The sequence below is a fragment of the Bacteroides sp. B1-V-101 genome (genome assembly GCF_023656585.1).
In the GTDB taxonomy this organism is placed as follows: Bacteria; Bacteroidota; Bacteroidia; order Bacteroidales; family Bacteroidaceae; genus Bacteroides; species Bacteroides thetaiotaomicron.
Map to the genome: position 1 here is coordinate 1 of NZ_JAMOKH010000004.1, position 18,247 is coordinate 18,247.

Below are 18,247 nucleotides of genomic sequence, written 5' to 3' on the forward strand. Positions count from 1 at the left end.
CAAAAGACAACTAACATAGGAATAAGAATAACAAAAGTAAACCTATTTAGATATTAAAGTATATTGAGTAAACTAATTCAGTTATAACAAACGAAGTTGTCAACTAAAACCAGTACACATCAACTGCTGATAGTTTCCTATTGTAGAAATTGTTTTTTGCTTGATGAAACTTTAGTTTCATCGTCTTGAAACTGGAGTTTCCTCTGCTTGAAACTTTGGTTTCTTCAGCTTGGAACTAAAGTTTCTGCGGCTTGAAACTATTGGTTTCAATGCTTTGGAACTATAGTTTCATCGCATGGAAACCAACTAGACTAAGCTATTCTTTGATTTATCATTCCAAGGAGCAATATATGATAGTAGCAGGATATGACAGCAAAGCGTGACGGCATTGTGACAACAAAATGTGCTGTCACAATGCTGTCACGCCCTGCTGTCACCTCTTTATTAGCTTATAATCAGTGTGTTATTTAGCTTTTGGTGACAGATGACAGCAATTTTAGATATTTAAATTCTCATGTAGAGGTGAATTTGTTAAAGGTTAAAAAAGGACATAATTTCCGATTTATGGGACACTATATTTATCTTTGCTACCAGTTTTTAAAATCGGAAAAATGAAGATTACGAAGAAGAAAATAGCTTGGGGCATCGTTCTCCTGATATTGATTGCCGGTGGTGTCATTTGTAAGATACGCTGGAAAGTCTGGTTCCACAATATCCCTGAAATACGCTATGTGCTGACGGAAGACCCGCAACGGGTATTTCTGACATTCGGAAATGACGGCGAACTGTCCCGTAATGTGAGCTGGGTGTGCGGAGGCGTTTCCAAGCAGGCAAAGCTGGAATATACAAAGATCGGTTCCGGAGATACTCTTCTCGTTGACGGCTCTTCCAAATTTCTCCGTACACTGGGCGGGTTCGGTTATGCCAACTGGGCAAAATTTAAAGAACTCTCTTATGGCGATTCCTACTCTTATCGGGTATGGAATGACGATCGCTCATCCGATTGGTATTCGTTCACGATGCAACCCGATTCGACTGATCATTTCTCCTTTATATTTATAGGTGACGTGCAGGATACTTTGCGTGGAAAGACACGTGGCTTTATGGAAAATGTGCGCCATCGCTATCCGCAGGCGGACTTCTATATGTTTGCCGGTGACTTTGCAGAGCGTCCGATGAACTGTTACTGGGATGAAGCCTATCAGAGTGTGGATTCCATAGCTCCCACCAAACCGATATTGGTTTCTCCGGGAAATCATGAATATGTAAAAGGACTGGTACGTGTTTTGGAGAAACGATTTGCTTATGTCTTTTCTTATCTGCTCGAATCGAGGTATAAAAATAATAATGTATATTCTATTGATTACAACGATGCCACTATCATCACGCTGGATAGTAACCGTGATCCTTGGTTCCTCTTCTCTCAACGGGAATGGCTGGAGAAAACGCTGAAGGCTTCGAAAAAGAAATGGAAGATCGTCATGCTCCATCACCCGGTATATTCTATAAAAGGTAAGACGAACAACCTTGCCGTGCGCTGGATGTTCGACGGACTGTTCCGTGAATATGGAGTAGACTTAGTGCTTCAGGGACATGAGCATAACTATGCCCGTATGACTAATAAGAACGATGAGGGCGAAATGACCACCCCGTTGTATCTGGTAAGCCACGCTTCCCCGAAGAGTTACCGTCTATCTTTCAATGATAAGTATGATCGTTTCGGGACGAACCGCCGTTTCTACCAGCATATCGACGTGACGGGAGACACGCTCCGGATGCAAGCTTATCTGGAGAATGACTCACTGTACGATGATGTCCGTATTGTGAAGAACGCTTCCGGCACTCAAATCATTGACAATGCAAAAGACATTCCGGAGATACTTGAAATGCCTGCAAGGTTGAGTGGAAAGAAGGCCGAAGAGTTCGAACGGAATGCTGAGAAGTGGAGGAACCGTTCCTTAGTAAAGTAAATACTTCTGTCTCATATCACGGTAGGTCTGCAACTCCTTTTGCCAGCTGTCACGGATTTCCTCTTCCGATTCTCCTTTAAGGATCGCTTTGCGTACCGAATCCGTTCCCATCAGTAAGTCAAACCATCGGGGACGGGAGAAGAATGCTGCGCCTTCGCCGAATAAACGGTAGAAACGCAGAAAGTAACGGAGCGTGAAACCGTTTACGTCTGTTACGTTCCGTAAATCTTCGCCATAACAAGTGACTCCTTTGTGCATCGGATTTTTGTCGAATCCCGGCAGGGAGCGCGGAGTGAAGGCAAAATCGCCATACTTTTTGTTAGGTGCGCCTAACACCTGAAAAGGAAAGGTCGTTCCGCGTCCCACACTGACACGTGTTGCTTCAAAAGGGCAAAGTGAGGCATAAAGGCGGATGGATTGTGCATTGGGCAAGTTGGGAGATGGTTTCACGGGAAGTACATAGGGCTGTCCGTGTTTCCACCCTTTTACGGGAATCACAGTCAGCGGACAAGTCTTTGCCTGGGTAGTCATCCATCCTTCTCCATTGATCATCTGCGCCAGCTCTCCGATAGTACAACCGTGAAGAACCGGCAAAGGCAGCATTCCGACAAAACTTTTATATCCGGCTTTTAATACAGGTCCCTCTACGTAATCGCATGGATTGGGGCGGTCCAGTATAATCATCTCTTTTTTGTTTTCCGCACAAGCTTCCATTACATAATACATCGTACTGATATATGTATAGAAACGTGCGCCCACATCCTGGATGTCGAACAAGATTACATCGATATCTTTCAGTTGGGCGGCAGTCGGTTTTTTATTATCTCCGTAGAGCGAGACGATGGTTACTCCCGTACGGCTGTCTTTTCCGTCTTTTACTGTTTCACCGGCATCCGCGTTGCCGCGGAAACCGTGTTCCGGTGCAAAGACTTTCACTATATCGATTTTTTGTTTTAATAAAGTATCCAGCAGATGAATTGGCTCTGTGCCGACGATGGAAGTGTGGTTTACCACCATTCCTACCCGTTTCCCTTTGATTAACGGCAGGTATTGATCCATACGCTCGGCACCCGTAATTACTTTTCCACTGGCGTATGTAGAACACAGTATTATGAACAGAGAGAAAAGAATGAGGGAACTTCTGGCTTGCATATCAGTAAATTTTTGTAATATTGCACAAAAATATCATTTATCAGTAAGGGAACAAGTAATAACTAGTGAAAAAGTATGAATCCAATAGAAATCATCGACAAATTTTATCCGCAGGATACGGAACAACGACACATTCTACTAATACATAGCCTTTCTGTAGCCCAAAAAGCTTTGAAGATTGTAGATGCACATCCTAACTTACCTATCAACCGCAGCTTTGTCAGAGAAGCCGCGCTTCTGCACGATATAGGAATCTTTATGACCGATGCTCCCACCATCCAATGTTTCGGAGAGCATCCCTACATCGCACACGGTTATCTGGGTGCAGACCTTTTGCGAAAAGAAGGTTTTGAACGCCATGCACTGGTTTGCGAACGTCACACCGGAGCCGGACTGACACTGGAAGAAATCATAGAACGCCAGCTTCCTGTTCCTCATCGTGAGATGGTGCCCGTCACTCTGGAAGAGCAAATAATCTGTTTTGCCGATAAATTCTTTTCTAAAACTCATCTTGACGAAGAAAAGACAGTAGAAAAAGCCCGGAAAAGCATTGCAAAATATGGTGAAGAAGGTCTAAACCGCTTTGATGGGTGGTGCTCTTTGTTTTTATAGCACTAAAAAATAATTAAATAACGGAGATTCTCACGCATTATTGATGAAGATTGTGTACTTTTGCCACTTCAAGCGTAAAACTATTAGTTAATGGCGCCATTGAGAGCAAAAATAATTATATCATTCATATTGCTGATTGTCTTGCTGATGCTTCCTGATGAGGCTACGTCTCAGCGTCGAAGAAGAGGGATGATTGCCTCCAACACTGTACAAACGGATTCCCTTAACAGGAAAGATTCGTTAGGGGCGGATACAGTTGTGGTACGCGTCGACTCTGTAGCACCGACAAAGAAACAACCGCTCGATGCACCGGTTATTTATGAATCTAACGACTCCACCACTTTTACATTGGGAGGTGCCGCTACGCTTTATGGTAGCGGCAAAGTCAACTACCAGAACATTGAGCTGGCAGCGGAAGTGATTTCCATGAATCTGGACAGCAGTACAGTACACGCCTACGGTATTAAAGACACGACGGGAACGATCAAAGGTAAACCTGTCTTTAAAGAAGGTGAAACTGCATACGATACAGAAACAATCAGCTATAACTTCAAGAGCAAGAAAGCGGGAATCACCGATATTATCACTCAACAGGGTGAAGGTTATGTGACCGGTAGCAGAGCCAAGAAAGGAGCAAATGATGAAATCTTTATGGAGCACGGTCGCTACACGACTTGTGATCATCATGACCATCCTCACTTCTATATGCAGTTGACAAGAGCCAAAGTGCGCCCCAAGAAGAATGTAGTGACAGGACCTGCCTATCTTGTGGTGGAAGATGTTCCCCTGCCGCTGGCTGTGCCGTTTTTCTTCTTCCCTTTCTCCAGCAGCTATTCTTCGGGTTTCATTATGCCGACGTATATGGATGATTCAAGCCGTGGTTTCGGTCTGGCGGAAGGCGGATATTACTTTGCTATGAGTGACATCATGGACTTGAAGCTGACAGGAGATATATTCACGAAAGGTTCATGGCGGCTTTCCGGATTGACCAATTATAATAAGAGGTACAAATACTCCGGTACATTGCAGGCGGATTATCAGGTGACCAAGACCGGAGACAAAGGAATGCCGGATTATACGGTTGCCAAAGACTTCAAGGTAGTGTGGAACCACCGTCAGGATGCCAAGGCAAGTCCGAACAGTACTTTCTCCGCCAGTGTGAACTTCTCTACCAGTAGTTACGAACGATCTAACATCAACAACCTTTATAACTCCCAGTTGTTGACTCAGAATACAAAGACATCAAGTATCAGTTACTCCCGTAGTTTCCCCGATATCGGTCTGACCTTGTCTGGAACGACCAATATTGCGCAGACCATGCGTGACTCATCCATTGCAGTAACGCTTCCTGACCTTAATATTACATTGAGCCGTCTGTTTCCCTTCAAGCGGAAGAAGGCTGCCGGAGCCGAGCGTTGGTATGAGAAGATATCAATCAGTTATACAGGACGTCTGACGAACAGTATCCGTACTAAGGACGACCGTCTGTTCAAGACCGGTATCAGCGGATGGGAAAATGCGATGAATCATAATATTCCTATCAGTGCTACTTTTACACTGTTCAAGTATTTGCAGGTCAATCCTTCGGTGAATTATACGGAGCGTTGGTACACCCGCAAGATAAATCAGACATATAATGAGGAAACGGGACGTTTGGAACAGAATCTGAATGATACTATTAATGGCTTTTATCGCGTATCCAACTATTCAGCCAGTTTGTCTTTAAGTACTAAGCTGTATGGTATGTACAAGCCTCTTTTCATGAAGAAGAAGGAAATACAAATTCGCCACGTTGTCACTCCGCAGGTTAGCATTAGTGGTGCTCCTTCGTTTAGTAAATACTGGGAAGAGTATACAGATAATAACGGAAATACTCAATATTATTCTCCTTTTACGGGGCAGCCTTTTGGAGTTCCTTCGCGTGAAGGTTCAGGGACGGTTAGTTTCTCTTTGGCTAATAATTTAGAGATGAAGTATTTTGATGCAAAGAAGGATACATTAAAGAAAGTCAGTTTGATTGATGATTTGAGTGTGAATATGTCATATAATATGGCTGCAAAGGAAAAGCCATGGAGCCCCTTGAGTATGAATCTTCGACTGAAACTGACAAAGAATTATACTTTCAATATGAATGCATCATTTGCTACTTACGCTTATACGTTTGATAAAAGTGGTAATGTGGTCGAAGGTAATCGAACTGAATGGTCGTATGGACGTTTCGGACGTTTTCAAGGGTATGGTTCTTCTTTTAACTATACCTTTAATAACGATACCTGGAAAAAGTGGTTCGGTCCGAAGGAAGACGAGAAGGATAAAGACAAGAAGGAGTCAGAAGATGGAGACGGAGAAGATTCTGAAGGTGCGGAAGATGGAACTACGACCAAGAAAGTAGAGAAGGCGCAAGCCGACCCGGATGGTTATCAAGTATTCAAGATGCCCTGGTCTTTAAGTTTCAGTTATTCATTCAATATTCGTGAGGACAGGACTAAGCCTATCAACCGTTATTCAATGCGTTATCCGTTTACTTATACTCACAATATCAATATGAATGGTAATGTGAAGATTTCCAATAACTGGTCGCTTTCGTTCAATTCGGGTTACGATTTCCAAGCGAAGGAAATAACGCAGACTTCCTGTACGATTTCTCGTGATTTGCATTGCTTTAACTTGTCTGCCAGTCTTTCACCATTTGGACGTTGGAAATACTATAATGTTACGATTCGTGCTAATGCAAGTATTCTTCAAGACTTGAAATATGAGCAGAGAAGTCAGACGCAAAGTAATATTCAGTGGTATTAGGGTGTTATTAGTAAACGCTTTCTAATTCTGCATAAAGCTTGGGGAGTGATTCCTAAAAATGATGCAATGTATTTTAATGGAACTGTTAGGAACAAATTTTGATATTGTTTACATAGTTTGGTGTATCGCTTTTCAGGAGTCATTCTTAGTAGAGCCACTTCCAATTCTAAATTTTCTTTAATAATATTTAGACTGTATGTTTTCAAATTTATTTCTTCTCCTATTTCTTCTAAAATCACGTTTGATATAGATAAAATTGTGCATTCTGACAGACAACTTAAGCATTCTGTCGCTTCTGTAGCTGTTCCATAGTGACACAGTAAGTTGCCTGAGAGTGTAAATCTTAATGTTTGTTCTTCTGATGTGTTGCTGTCTATTGTATAGTGCCTTATAGTTCCGTGGGTGAGTATGCAAAATGAATCATTTAGTAATTTATTTTCAAGTATAGTCGCCTTGGGATATTTTGTAGAAGTAAATACTTTATATAATTTTTTCAATTTAATCATAGAAAAGGCTGATATGTATGTAGATAGCGCTTTTATGTCGTTTTCAATATTAATGTCATTTTTACTATACATGTTGTTTTTGTTATTGTGAGTTATAATAGATCTTTTGTTACAAATGTAATGAAGAATAGTATATATATGATATATGTAGTGATAAAAGATGCAAACATGGAGGTGTTGATGAACTTAAGTTTATAAATAGAGGATATTTTACCAACAATATACTGTATATATCTAATTGCTGGGTGCTCTAATTTGAATACTGATATGAAATTGATTAAAATTATTTTGATTATAGAGAATCGTTATTGTGATTTTTTTATAGAAGAACTTGGTGATTGTGAAGATTGCATATTGTTTATGCTGTATAAAATAATCTATTTCTTTTTTTTGTTGTTTATTTTGTGATTATAGTGATGAGATTTACTTGAAAGTGATAATTGCTATGATTTTGATGTTATAATAGAGAACAGAACTATTTGAATTTGTAGGTATAGGTAAAGGATGATGTTATGGATAGAAGTTAGTCAAACATGATGATGAAGACTATGTGGTATTAATAGGTGTAGTTTTTATAGAAATCATATATTAAAATTATTCTAAATAATTGAAATCTATGAATTAGTCTTTATAAAAAGAGTTTGCGTTTTAAACATACTCTTTTTATAAAGACTTGTTGGCAGTTTAGCGTCTTCTAACTTCAAGGTAAACAGAAATATTACCTGTGATCCAATAATCAGCGAAACTCTTGTCTAAGCTTAACTTTTGACCATTATAGTAAAGATCAAAATACCTTGTGCCCAAGATAGCAGAGGCTTCATTCCAAACTTCCTGAATCTTTGTGTTTTCAGATAAATTGGGTACGTAAATGGGATAAATGGCACCATTATCATTAATGAACATGTTGACAAATCTGGGAGTTGCAGATTCTGATGTAGTGTTGATATCTACATCTTCAGATACTGTTTGTGCATACATTGGCAATGAGCAGAATAATGCAAATGCCAAACCGAAAAATAAATTTGTTCGTTTCATTTTACTTTTGGTTTAAAGGTTGATAATTTTTTGTCTCATGAGTACAAAGCAAAGGTAGAATTATTTATGGAAAAAGAACTGAACTTAAATTAATGATTTTCAATTCTATAGAATTTATGAACAATAGTTCATTGTATATTTTGTAGTAGTGAAATAAATACTGATAATATTATATGGTGTTTGGATTTAATCTTGTTTTATAGGATTGATCTATTGGCTAGCTTTATGTATGAGAAATATTTTTTAAGATTAAATAGACTTAGTGGTGTGTAAGGTAAGCTAATGCGGATATTTAAGAATAGAAAAGTGTAGACAGATATATAACAATATCTAGCAATAATAAGATGAATGGAGAGTTGAGAGTTACTATGCAGCGTCATCATTTATTGTGCAGCCAACTCTCAACTTTCCATTTTCAACTCTCAACTTCTTACCATGTTATTTCCGTTTCTCCGTTTGCTTTCAGATAATCGTTTGCACGGCTGAAATGTTTGTTGCCGAAGAAACCATTGTAGGCAGAAAGGGGAGAGGGATGAGCAGAGCTAAGTACCAGATGCTTGTTGCGGTCGATGAAAGCTCCTTTGCGTTGAGCATAAGCTCCCCACAGGATAAATACAAGATGTTCCCGTTCTTCTGCCAGTGCGCGGATAGCGGCATCTGTAAAAGCTTCCCATCCACGATTCTGATGAGAGCCTGCCTGATGGGCGCGTACAGTCAGAGTAGCGTTGAGCAATAATACTCCTTGCTCAGCCCAGCGAGTCAGGTTACCGGTAGTAGGAGCGTCTGTACCTATGTCTGCCTTTATCTCTTTAAAGATATTGACCAAAGAAGGAGGGAAGGGTACTCCGTCGTTTACAGAGAAACAGAGTCCATGTGCTTGCCCCGGTCCGTGGTACGGGTCTTGTCCGATGATTACTACCTTCACTTTGTCGAAAGGACAAAGGTTGAAGGCGTTGAAAATAAGTTTTCCCGGAGGGAAAATCTGATACTGGCTATATTCACTTTTTACGAATTCTGTCAGTGTGCGAAAGTAATCTTTTTCAAATTCAGGCTGTAAGTGTGTTTTCCAGCTTTCTTCTATTTGTACGTTCATAGCAATTATATAAGGTGTATATCAAGTTCCTCACATTCTTTGCGCATATCTTCGGGCCAGATGCTGGCTTGTATTTCTCCGATATGAGCTTTGCGAAGGTAGAACATACACAAACGGGATTGACCGATACCACCACCAATAGATAGTGGAAGTGTGTCGTCCATTAATCGTTTGTGGAAATAAAGTTTCAGTCTCTCTTCTTCGTTTTCTTCTTTGAGCTGGCGTTGTAGCGCTTCTTTGTCTACACGAACACCCATAGAGGACAGTTCGATGGAGCGTTGCAGTACATCATCCCAAAGTAAAAGGTCACCGTTCAGTCCGGGCAGGTTGTTTAGGCCGGTGGATGTGTAGTCATCATAATCCGGTGCACGTCCGTCATGTTTTTTGCCGTCGCTTAGTTTGCAACCGATACCGATGATAAATACGGCACCGTATTTTTGGCAGATGGCATGCTCACGGCATTTGGGTTCCAGGTTCGGATAGAGTTGGCGTAGTTCTTCCGAATGGATAAAATGTAATTTCTGAGGCAGACAAGGTTTGATCTGCGGATACATTTCATATACCATGTATTCTGTACGGATCATGGCAGCGTAGATACGATTTACGATCTCTTTCAGGAAATCTACGTTTCTGTCCTCGTTGGTGATGACACGTTCCCAGTCCCATTGGTCTACATAGAGCGAATGGAGGTTTCCGAGTTCTTCATCAGAACGGATGGCGTTCATGTCGGTATAGATACCGTATCCCGGTTCGATATTGTAATCGGCGAGAGTTAATCTTTTCCATTTGGCTAATGAATGAACGACTTCTGCTTGTGCGTCACCTAAATCCTTGATAGGGAATGAAACAGGACGTTCTATACCATTCAAGTCGTCATTGATACCCATTCCTTTCAGTACGAAAAGAGGGGCTGTCACGCGTCTGAGGCGTAATTCGGATGACAAGTTTAACTGGAAGAACTCTTTTATTTGTTTGATTCCCAACTCTGTTTGTTTTAAGTCGAGTAACGGTTTATAGTTCTTTGGTTTTATCAAGTAACTCATAGGATTGTTGATTGTTAATTGTCGGCAAAGATAGGAATAATATTAATATCTGTATTGGATATTCTCTAAAAGATTGTCAAATTGATAAAGTATATGCTCTAAAGCATTTCAAAATAACAGAATGTTAAGGGGCAATACTGACTTAAGAACTATAAAAAAAGATGAATCATTAGGAAGATGAGAAGATTTTTTATACTTTTGTCATCGCATTTAGGAAATGGCCCCGTAGCTTAGTGAATAGAGCGTCAGATTCCGGTTCTGAAGGTCGTGCGTTTGAATCGCACCGGGGTCACATGAAAATCCCTTGATAATCAGCAGTTATCAAGGGATTTTTGTTCTTATATGACCTTTCTTCTAGCTTCTCGATACCTGCAATCCTTTATCGGAAAGCGTCATTTCAACAAAGCGTGCACGCGGATTAGGAGCCTGTTCGGTCAATATCCGACGGATGCACCCTGCTGCTTGCGGATCTTTAGCCACCATATATAAGTAACCGCCACCTCCTGCACCGGGTAATTTATATCCTAGTGTATAATCTTTAATCTGTTCGATAATAGCTGCTACTGCCGGTGGATTCGTGCCACTGTCCAATGCTTGGTTTTGTATCCAGCTTTTGCCGACAAGATTGCCGAAAGTTTCGAAATTACCTCGCAGGATAGCTTCGCTCATATCCATTGCATGGGCTTTCATTTCTGCCAATAAACTCAGATGCACTCCGGAGTTAAGGAACATGGAACTGACAATTTCAGCTAAAATTCCTTTTGCTGTACGGGTGATTCCGGTATAATAAAGCAGATGGCAGTCCCGATATTCCGGCTGCACAAAGAGCTGGTCGGGTAACCACCGTACTAACGGATGTTGTTCAAAGCCGGATTCGGATTGCAACAATTTTACGCCGGGGAATACGCCACCGTATTGATCCTGCCATCCGCCGCCGGTGGTGAGCAATTGTTCCAATACCAGTGTATAGTTGCAGATGTCGTTCCTATCCCATGCCAGTCCGCAAAAATCATTGATAGCTCCGAGTACGGTAGATGCAAGAATAGAACTGGTACCTAGTCCCGAACCTGCCGGAATGGCGGCCAGTAAAGTGATTTCCAGTCCTGAACCGAACGCTTTCAGATGCTTTTCCAATGACGCATGAGATTCTGCCGCAAATAATGGGGAAAATCCTGCCAAGGTAAGTGCTGCCTTCGGTATGGAGAAAGGCGAACCGACTTTCTTGTAATCCTGCAATTCCTCATAACTTCGGATAACCTCCACAGCTCCCATATCAATGGAACGAAGTACGATATGGAACTCGTGACATGGTTTGACGTATACCTGTAGCGGCGGCTGCCCATTCAACTCAATCGCCAGATTGACTACACTTCCTCCCGAATAGAGAGAGTAGGGAGGTGTATCTGTCCATCCTCCTGCAACGTCAATGCGCACCGGACTACGCCCCCATACGATCTGATCCGAATAAACATTGAGTTTAGGATAGTTCTTTTTTCCGGCAACGGCTTCCAGTAATCCGTCACGGAGTAGCTGGAACGCGGCTTGTTCTTCTTTGCAGCCTTCATTGCCTTGCAGCTTCAGGATACGTGCCCGAAGCATACGGTTATGTATACGCACCATGGGTGCGGCATCCTCTTTCAAGACAGCGGGAACATCCAGATTGAGCCGGACAAATTCATTGGCTGCGTCTTGCAAGTCAAGCTGATAGAATACACTCTTCTCATAATTGGCGGACAATCCTTTCCAGTTATCCCTGCGGAAAGCGCTACGCTGTGCGTAAAGACGTTCCAGGTTCGCTTGTGCCGATATCTCGTCAGCGGATAGTTTTTCAGCTCTCAGCCATAACTCTTTTCCTTCTTTCAATTGCGGTTCGGCTATCATCCAGCGTATTAAAAGGCCCAGTTCTTCGATGGAAGTCGTTACGGGGAAAACAGGAGCAGCTTGCAGATCATCTGTACGTCCTTTTATGTCTTCCAGCCCAATCTCTCTTTCCTTCATCCACTGTGTGAAAGAGTTCCCCAAGTAGGTGGTCGAGTCATTACTTAAATCACCTTTGAAAACATCATCCAGCCCATAAGGCCGTGCGACAAAGGCTGCGTCTCCCATAGGAACGATGTCGATGCAGACTCCGTCCGGCAGGTTTATATTCCAATGGTTTTCGGGAACTCCTGTAATAATCTGTCGTGAACCTAATTTCCATCCTTCTCCTACGTGGCTGTTCTCAATCCATAAATTGGCGTTCTCTGCAGATAACTTCACTTGGGTAAACGAGTTTTGTATAAAGATGGCAGGATTCGGTTTTACTTTCCGGTGCATGATACGCCTTTGGTCATGCACTTTATCCTGTATGGCGAGCGTGGAAGAAATCAGTTCCCGACTCGTTCCGAAATGATAAAACTCTCCGCCGGGCAAAGGCAGGATTGCTACCGAAAGTTTGTTTACTTCGTCGTCTGCCGTTTGGGGATGCTCTCCCAGTGCCAGACCATAATCCGAATATAAATCGTAGTAGCTGATATCATTCGTGCCTTTTTTCAATGACCGTTTCATCAGTACCTCTACGGCACGGTCACTTAATATCCATATACCGATATCCATCAGGAAAAGATGGGTCTTCGATAATCCTTCCAATTCCTCTAAAGAAGGTTTCTGCAACATGAAGTCGAGCACTTCCGGCTTCTTGCGGTCCGATACGAATACCCCGTGGTGAGTAGCCAGTGAAGGGTTCACCCATAAACCATAACATACGACATCTACTTCCGGAATGTCTTGCAGCGGTTTTTCCGAACGGATATATACGTCTCCACTGGCTATCAGCGTGTTCAAGCCTTTCGGGGCCTGCTTCATGATTCTTTCGTATAGCGGAAGTTGCAGTGACAGCAGATTCTGTCCCAGCTTTTGTCCTCTCTCCCAACTGAAAACCGGTATGGGAGTCAGTATTTTGCCCGAAGGAGCATAGCCGGGCAAGCGGCGGCTTTGTCCTCCCGCATGTAGCAGAATCCTTTTCTCGTTTCCAATCCATTTGCTGAAAGTCTCTTCCGGTGCAAAAGCCTGATGGCACGCCTGCAACAGCCAGGTTGTTCCGCCGCCGGAACCTAACTTGCTGCCTACAGGGTCTGATGTACAAAACCAGTCAGTATGATTCACTTCTTCCAGTTGATGAAAACTGTCAATTAAGTTGGGAGGTAAGGATAATAACTTTTGCATAGTAGAATCGGTGTTTATTGGTTTATAACATGATTGTATCCCAGCTGTCGCAGAGTGCCTGCATAGAAGGAAACAGCAGATCGGCTCCGGCATCCAGCAGCACTTGTCCGTCCAACGGACCGGTATTGACCGCGATTGTGAAAATTCCGGCTTTATGTCCTGCTTCCACGCCCAAAGGTGCGTTTTCAATCACAACAGCTTCATCCGCTTTCAAGCCTCCTTTCTTAAGAGCCATCAGATAAGGTTCCGGATGGGGCTTGCCATATTTAACGTCAAAAGCGGTCACCATCAGCTCTTTCTGAAACATTCCCGGAAAATTGTGTTCCAGACGTTCCAACAAAGAAAGCTGTCCCGAACCGGTGACTACCATAGGAGTCAGCCCTTCACTCTTTACTTTCTGCAAAAGTTCCCATGCGCCGGGCATACGTTCTGCTTCCGGGTAAGAATTGAACAGGATACTTTTTTCGTGATATATACTTTCTATTTCCTCTTGTGTGGCCTCTTTTCCTAATTCACGTTGAAATACGATATTGATAGTCGATGCCCCCGTGCGTCCTTCGTGCATATATGCTTCTTCACGGCTCAGATCAAGGCCGTGGGTTTTCATTACCTGATGCCATGCTTCGGAGTGATAGGGCATTGAATTAAAGAGTACGCCGTCCATATCGAACAGGACGGCTTTCAGTTTCTTCTTCATAATTGAGTTAGATGGAATCTGTTTGGTATTTATTCTTTTTTCAGCAGATCTTTTAGTTCAGATACGGTAATGACCACATCGTGTTGAACTTCCGATTGATTGCCGATATATCTGTAGGTTATATTTCTGTTACAATTCACACAGTATTTGATGAATAGTTGGGTAGCAATATCCGTCTGATCGGCTAATGTTTCGACAATGCCTTTTTTTACCTCTACTGCGTTTGCTTCAATCTGGTCCATATCACACAGGTCTTCGTCAACGCGACAGATATAAATCACTGCTTCATCGTTGAGCTCGACCTTCTCGATTATCACTTCCTCACTAGCCTTCATCGGGAACTGTAAGTTCGCCATATGAACCTGTGATTCCAGTTTTGCCAGCTCACTTTCGGAAGCATTGACATCCGCATTGAGAGCTTCCTTAATTTCATCCGTTGTCAGTTCGCAGACTACCTGTTCTCCTGAATCTTTTCCTATAAATATCATCTGCAGACCAGCTTTGCATTTCATTACGAGATCCAGTAGTGTTTTCACCTCTTTAGACGGATTTTGGAACATGGTTTTCAGGGAAGTCTTCATGCTTTCCGGATTTTTCTGCAGGGCTTTGATATTGGCAATCTCTTCGTTTAAGTAAAAGGTATACACTACGTTTTCTCCATCAAAGACGATGCTGGTGATTTTGCCGGCCTCGCCCATTTCCATCGGGCATTGTTTGTTGGCAACCTCAATGGCTGCTTTGAGTTTGATTTCCTGACAACTGGTGGTTAACATCATCAGTAGTGACAAGCTGATAAACAATATCACTGCATTCGGTCTTCTTACTAATTTTTCCATTGTTTTTTTATTTAGAATTCATTTGTTCTTGGGATAAAAAGAGATATACGAAGCAAAGATAGTCATAAAATATGAGAGATATAACAGAATGGAGGAGATAGTTGCTGGTTGTGTTTTGGATGATAAATCGTATGATAATTTGTCGTTTAGAAGATAATATGTATTTTTGTAGCATGATAAAACTAGTCGATAGCATGAAAAAGAAAGTATTATTTCTGCTGCCATTGTTTCTGGGTGCTTGTTCGGATAGCGGAGAAAGCCCTGTTATCACGATAGAAAAGCTATATGTGAAAGTAGATCAAGGCGATGGAGAAACCATCCGCGAAGACTATGCAAACCGGATGAGTGAAATGCCTGCTTTGAAAGTGGGAGATAAGGTCGATGCGTTTTTGGTCTTGGACGGCAATGGAGCCGAACTGAAATCTTTCCAGCTTCAGAATGGTGAAGAGATGAAGACTGAGCTCCGTTATGAAAAGACAGAAGTCACTACCGAAGGAAATCTGACAGACGAAGAAAAAGGGCAGTTGCGCTTCAAAGATGGCGTGACAAAGACTAAGGTGCTGGTTCATGCCACTGTTGAGCATGTAGATAAAAATGGTGATGTACAATTATCTTTTTATCTCTCTTCAAAGGCGGAGTGTGAAGGAGCGCAGGAAGTGATTGACTTGAAAACAGAAGTCGTTGAGAATGAATCCTGAAAGGGAATGAGTTACTTTAACGTAACGAAGGAAATAGAATAAAAGAAGCGGTCTCCGGAGAGGCCGCTTCTTTTTATTGTCAGTTATTGGATATTACAGTTTAGCCTGAATAGCCTTTGATTCTTCTTCATATCCTGGTTTGTTCAGCAAAGCAAACATATTTTTCTTGTATGCTTCCACGCCCGGTTGGTTGAAAGGATTCACACCCAGCAGATAGCCGCTGATGCCGCAAGCCTTTTCGAAGAAGTACAGCAGACCGCCGATGTTGTATTCGCTCAGTTCCGGAAGAACGATGCGCATGTTGGGTACACCGCCGTCTACGTGAGCCAGCTGAGTTCCCAGTTCGGCCATTTTGTTCACTTCGTCCACCCGTTTGCCGGCAAGGAAGTTCAGGCCGTCCAGATTAGCTTCATCGAAAGGAACTTCCAGTTTATGGTCTACTTTATCCAGTGAGATCACAGTTTCGAAGATCGAACGTTCGCCTTCCTGAATCCATTGTCCCATAGAGTGCAGGTCGGTAGAAAAGTCAACAGATGCGGGGAAAATACCCTTGTTGTCTTTACCTTCGGATTCTCCGTAAAGCTGTTTCCACCATTCACTTACGTAGTGCAGTTTCGGGCAGAAGTTGACAAGGATTTCAATCTTCTTGCCTTGTCTGTACAGTTCGTTGCGGGTAGCAGCGTAGATAGCCGCAGGGTTTTCTGCAAACGGCACGTCAGAACCGCATGCCTTTTCCATATCGGCAGCACCGGCAACCAGTTTGTCGATGTCGAATCCGGCAACTGCGATCGGCAGCAAACCAACCGGAGTGAGCACAGAGAAACGTCCGCCTACGTTGTCCGGAATGATAAATGTCTTGTATCCTTCTTTGTCGGCAGTCACACGTGCAGCACCTTTCTTGGCGTCTGTTACGGCAACGATGACTTTCTTGGCAGTTTCTTTGCCGCGTTGGTCTTCACATTGCTTTTTCAGCAGACGGAAAGCAAGAGCGGTTTCGGTAGTCGTTCCCGATTTGGAGATATTGATAACACCGAATTTCTTGTCTTTCAGATATTCGGTCAGTTCATACAGATAGTCTTCGCTGATGTTATGTCCGGCATAGATCATGACAGGAGCAGTTTTCTTATCCTGCAACCATGTGAAACTGTTAGACAGCGCTTCGATTACGGCACGTGCGCCCAGATAGCTGCCACCGATACCTGCTACGATCACTACTTCGCAGTTGTCTCTTAATACTTTTGCAGTAGCGTTCAGGTCAGCCAGATGTTCTTTGCTGATGGACGAAGGCAGATGTAACCATCCCAAGAAGTCGTTACCTTCTCCTGTTCCTTTTTCCAGCATTTCCTGTGCAGCTTTTACCTCGGCTTCATAAGCAGAAACCTTTTCTTTGGAGATGAATCCAAATGTTTTTTCAATGTTCAAGCTAATCATATCTATCAATTTTAAGTAATATGTAATAAGTATTAGGTAATAAGTATTAAGTATTACGCATTAAGTATTATACATGAAATGTGAAGCCTAGGTAGCTACGGTTAATACCTAATACTTATTACTTAATACTTATTACTTATTTCTCTCATCTAAAAGAATCAGTCAGCAATTTGATCTCTATCATGGGTGAGATGCGTTCATACAAGATATTGTATACGGCATCCAGTATCGGCATGTTGACGTGGTGATGCTTGTTGATCTCTTTGATGCACTTCGTGCCGTAGTATCCTTCCGCGATCATTTCCATTTCAATCTGCGCACTTTTAACGGAATATCCCTTGCCTATCATCGAACCGAATGTGCGGTTACGGCTGAAGTTGGAGTATCCTGTCACCAATAAGTCTCCTAAATAAACAGAATCATCTACATTTCTGTTCAGGGGATGTACTGTATTCAGGAAGCGGTTCATTTCCTGAATCGCATTGGATATCAGTACTGCTTGGAAGTTATCGCCGTATTTCAGTCCGCTGCAGATGCCGGCGGCAATGGCGTATACATTTTTAAGCACCGAACTGTATTCGATGCCGGCTACGTCGTCGCTGACGGAAGTCTTGATGAAGCTGCTTCCCAGACGGCGGGCGAAGATGCGTGCTTTGTCCTTGTCCGGGCAGGCGATGGTCAGATAAGAGAGGCGTTCCAGCGCTACTTCTTCTGCGTGGCAGGGGCCTGCAAGGACAGCGATGTTTTCGGGTGGTACGCCATATTCTTTTGTGAAATATTCCGATACAATCACGTTGTCATCGGGTACGATTCCTTTGATAGCAGTGATAATAAACTTATCCTTAATCTTTGTTTTCAGCTTTTTCAGATGAGCTTTCAGATAAGGAGAGGGGGTGACGAAAATCAGTGTATCCGATTCCTTCACGACATCGTTGATGTTAGAACTGAAAGTGATACGCTTCGTGTCGAATTTCACCCCTGTCAGATAGGCGGGATTATGTCCAAGTCTCTTAAAATCGGCGATGCGGTCGTCTCGTCGCATGTACCAATTAATAGAGTCTTCCTGAGCCAGACACATCTTTGCGATGGCTGTAGCCCAACTTCCTCCGCCCATTATCGCTATCTTACCGGGTAGTTTCATATTTAGTTGAAAGTTGAAAGTTGAAAGTTG

14 protein-coding genes and 1 tRNA gene are annotated in these 18,247 nt (G+C 42.5%); 5 read left to right on the top strand and 10 right to left on the bottom strand.

Translation table 11 applies throughout. The annotated features are described in order from the left end of the window. The first annotated feature begins 611 nt into the window (after window positions 1–611). Complete coding sequence (locus NBH01_RS04630) at window positions 612–1,970, top strand: purple acid phosphatase family protein (protein ID WP_062694572.1); 1,359 nt, start codon at window positions 612–614, stop codon at window positions 1,968–1,970. Here NBH01_RS04630 and NBH01_RS04635 read toward each other — a convergent pair. Continuing rightward, on the bottom strand, window positions 1,959–3,122 hold the full coding sequence (locus NBH01_RS04635) for an exo-beta-N-acetylmuramidase NamZ family protein (protein WP_225629871.1): 1,164 nt from the start codon (window positions 3,120–3,122) through the stop codon (window positions 1,959–1,961). The two genes, NBH01_RS04630 and NBH01_RS04635, sit on opposite strands and share 12 nt — an antisense overlap. Window positions 3,123–3,197: 75 nt before the next feature. Here NBH01_RS04635 and NBH01_RS04640 point away from each other — a divergent pair, with 75 nt between their 5' ends. Next, window positions 3,198–3,734, top strand: coding sequence for an HD domain-containing protein (locus tag NBH01_RS04640; protein ID WP_011108149.1), 537 nt, complete (start codon window positions 3,198–3,200; stop codon window positions 3,732–3,734). Between the two features lie 90 nt (window positions 3,735–3,824). Next, a complete protein-coding gene (locus tag NBH01_RS04645; RefSeq protein WP_062694577.1) occupies window positions 3,825–6,533 on the top strand; it encodes a putative LPS assembly protein LptD in 2,709 nt (902 codons plus the stop codon). Here NBH01_RS04645 and NBH01_RS04650 read toward each other — a convergent pair. From NBH01_RS04650 to asnA, 4 genes are all read right to left on the bottom strand, one after another. After that, on the bottom strand, window positions 6,530–7,111 hold the full coding sequence (locus tag NBH01_RS04650) for a Crp/Fnr family transcriptional regulator (protein ID WP_062694579.1): 582 nt from the start codon (window positions 7,109–7,111) through the stop codon (window positions 6,530–6,532). The genes NBH01_RS04645 and NBH01_RS04650 overlap by 4 nt on opposite strands. Window positions 7,112–7,723: 612 nt before the next feature. Next, window positions 7,724–8,074 carry a hypothetical protein gene (locus tag NBH01_RS04655; RefSeq protein WP_011108146.1) on the bottom strand — a complete coding sequence of 117 codons (351 nt, stop codon included), beginning with the start codon at window positions 8,072–8,074 and terminating at the stop codon, window positions 7,724–7,726. Window positions 8,075–8,504: 430 nt separating this feature from the next. Beyond that, entirely contained in the window at window positions 8,505–9,167 is a 663-nt protein-coding gene (gene ung / locus NBH01_RS04660; protein WP_062694581.1) for a uracil-DNA glycosylase, read from the bottom strand. Window positions 9,168–9,172: 5 nt separating this feature from the next. Further along, complete coding sequence (asnA, locus tag NBH01_RS04665) at window positions 9,173–10,210, bottom strand: aspartate--ammonia ligase (protein ID WP_008759769.1); 1,038 nt, start codon at window positions 10,208–10,210, stop codon at window positions 9,173–9,175. A gap of 219 nt (window positions 10,211–10,429) precedes the next feature. Here asnA and NBH01_RS04670 point away from each other — a divergent pair. Next, window positions 10,430–10,502 (top strand) — tRNA-Arg (locus NBH01_RS04670). Between the two features lie 62 nt (window positions 10,503–10,564). On the opposite strand, the gene NBH01_RS04675 is transcribed toward NBH01_RS04670, so the two are convergent. From NBH01_RS04675 to NBH01_RS04685, 3 genes are read right to left on the bottom strand one after another with little or no spacing between them, the layout of a single operon-like run. Next, complete coding sequence (locus NBH01_RS04675; RefSeq protein WP_502801500.1) at window positions 10,565–13,432, bottom strand: bifunctional fucokinase/fucose-1-phosphate guanylyltransferase; 2,868 nt, start codon at window positions 13,430–13,432, stop codon at window positions 10,565–10,567. Window positions 13,433–13,436: 4 nt separating this feature from the next. After that, window positions 13,437–14,111, bottom strand: a complete 675-nt coding sequence (locus NBH01_RS04680; protein ID WP_055220002.1) for an inorganic diphosphatase — start codon at window positions 14,109–14,111, stop codon at window positions 13,437–13,439. Between the two features lie 29 nt (window positions 14,112–14,140). Further along, window positions 14,141–14,947: a DUF8479 domain-containing protein gene (locus NBH01_RS04685; RefSeq protein WP_250700014.1), complete on the bottom strand. Its 807-nt coding sequence runs from the start codon at window positions 14,945–14,947 to the stop codon at window positions 14,141–14,143. A 194-nt stretch (window positions 14,948–15,141) separates the two neighbouring features. On the opposite strand from NBH01_RS04685, the gene NBH01_RS04690 reads away from it, so the two are divergent. Then, window positions 15,142–15,645 (top strand): DUF5035 domain-containing protein, encoded by a 504-nt coding sequence (locus NBH01_RS04690; protein ID WP_165360479.1) that lies wholly within the window; start codon window positions 15,142–15,144, stop codon window positions 15,643–15,645. Window positions 15,646–15,738: 93 nt separating this feature from the next. On the opposite strand, the gene NBH01_RS04695 is transcribed toward NBH01_RS04690, so the two are convergent. Together NBH01_RS04695 and NBH01_RS04700 are read right to left on the bottom strand one after the other, a co-directional pair. Further along, window positions 15,739–17,076 carry a glucose-6-phosphate isomerase gene (locus NBH01_RS04695; RefSeq protein ID WP_008759774.1) on the bottom strand — a complete coding sequence of 446 codons (1,338 nt, stop codon included), beginning with the start codon at window positions 17,074–17,076 and terminating at the stop codon, window positions 15,739–15,741. A 145-nt stretch (window positions 17,077–17,221) separates the two neighbouring features. After that, window positions 17,222–18,217 carry an NAD(P)H-dependent glycerol-3-phosphate dehydrogenase gene (locus NBH01_RS04700; protein WP_008759775.1) on the bottom strand — a complete coding sequence of 332 codons (996 nt, stop codon included), beginning with the start codon at window positions 18,215–18,217 and terminating at the stop codon, window positions 17,222–17,224. Window positions 18,218–18,247: the final 30 nt, after the last annotated feature.

Coding starts and splice junctions, on each gene's coding strand:
- NBH01_RS04630 (WP_062694572.1), top strand. CDS start 612: ATGAAGATTACGAAGAAGAAAATAGCTTGGGGCATCGTTCTCCTGATA.
- NBH01_RS04635 (WP_225629871.1), bottom strand. CDS start 3,122: ATGCAAGCCAGAAGTTCCCTCATTCTTTTCTCTCTGTTCATAATACTG.
- NBH01_RS04640 (WP_011108149.1), top strand. CDS start 3,198: ATGAATCCAATAGAAATCATCGACAAATTTTATCCGCAGGATACGGAA.
- NBH01_RS04645 (WP_062694577.1), top strand. CDS start 3,825: ATGGCGCCATTGAGAGCAAAAATAATTATATCATTCATATTGCTGATT.
- NBH01_RS04650 (WP_062694579.1), bottom strand. CDS start 7,111: ATGTATAGTAAAAATGACATTAATATTGAAAACGACATAAAAGCGCTA.
- NBH01_RS04655 (WP_011108146.1), bottom strand. CDS start 8,074: ATGAAACGAACAAATTTATTTTTCGGTTTGGCATTTGCATTATTCTGC.
- ung (WP_062694581.1), bottom strand. CDS start 9,167: ATGAACGTACAAATAGAAGAAAGCTGGAAAACACACTTACAGCCTGAA.
- asnA (WP_008759769.1), bottom strand. CDS start 10,210: ATGAGTTACTTGATAAAACCAAAGAACTATAAACCGTTACTCGACTTA.
- NBH01_RS04680 (WP_055220002.1), bottom strand. CDS start 14,111: ATGAAGAAGAAACTGAAAGCCGTCCTGTTCGATATGGACGGCGTACTC.
- NBH01_RS04685 (WP_250700014.1), bottom strand. CDS start 14,947: ATGGAAAAATTAGTAAGAAGACCGAATGCAGTGATATTGTTTATCAGC.
- NBH01_RS04690 (WP_165360479.1), top strand. CDS start 15,142: ATGAAAAAGAAAGTATTATTTCTGCTGCCATTGTTTCTGGGTGCTTGT.
- NBH01_RS04695 (WP_008759774.1), bottom strand. CDS start 17,076: ATGATTAGCTTGAACATTGAAAAAACATTTGGATTCATCTCCAAAGAA.
- NBH01_RS04700 (WP_008759775.1), bottom strand. CDS start 18,217: ATGAAACTACCCGGTAAGATAGCGATAATGGGCGGAGGAAGTTGGGCT.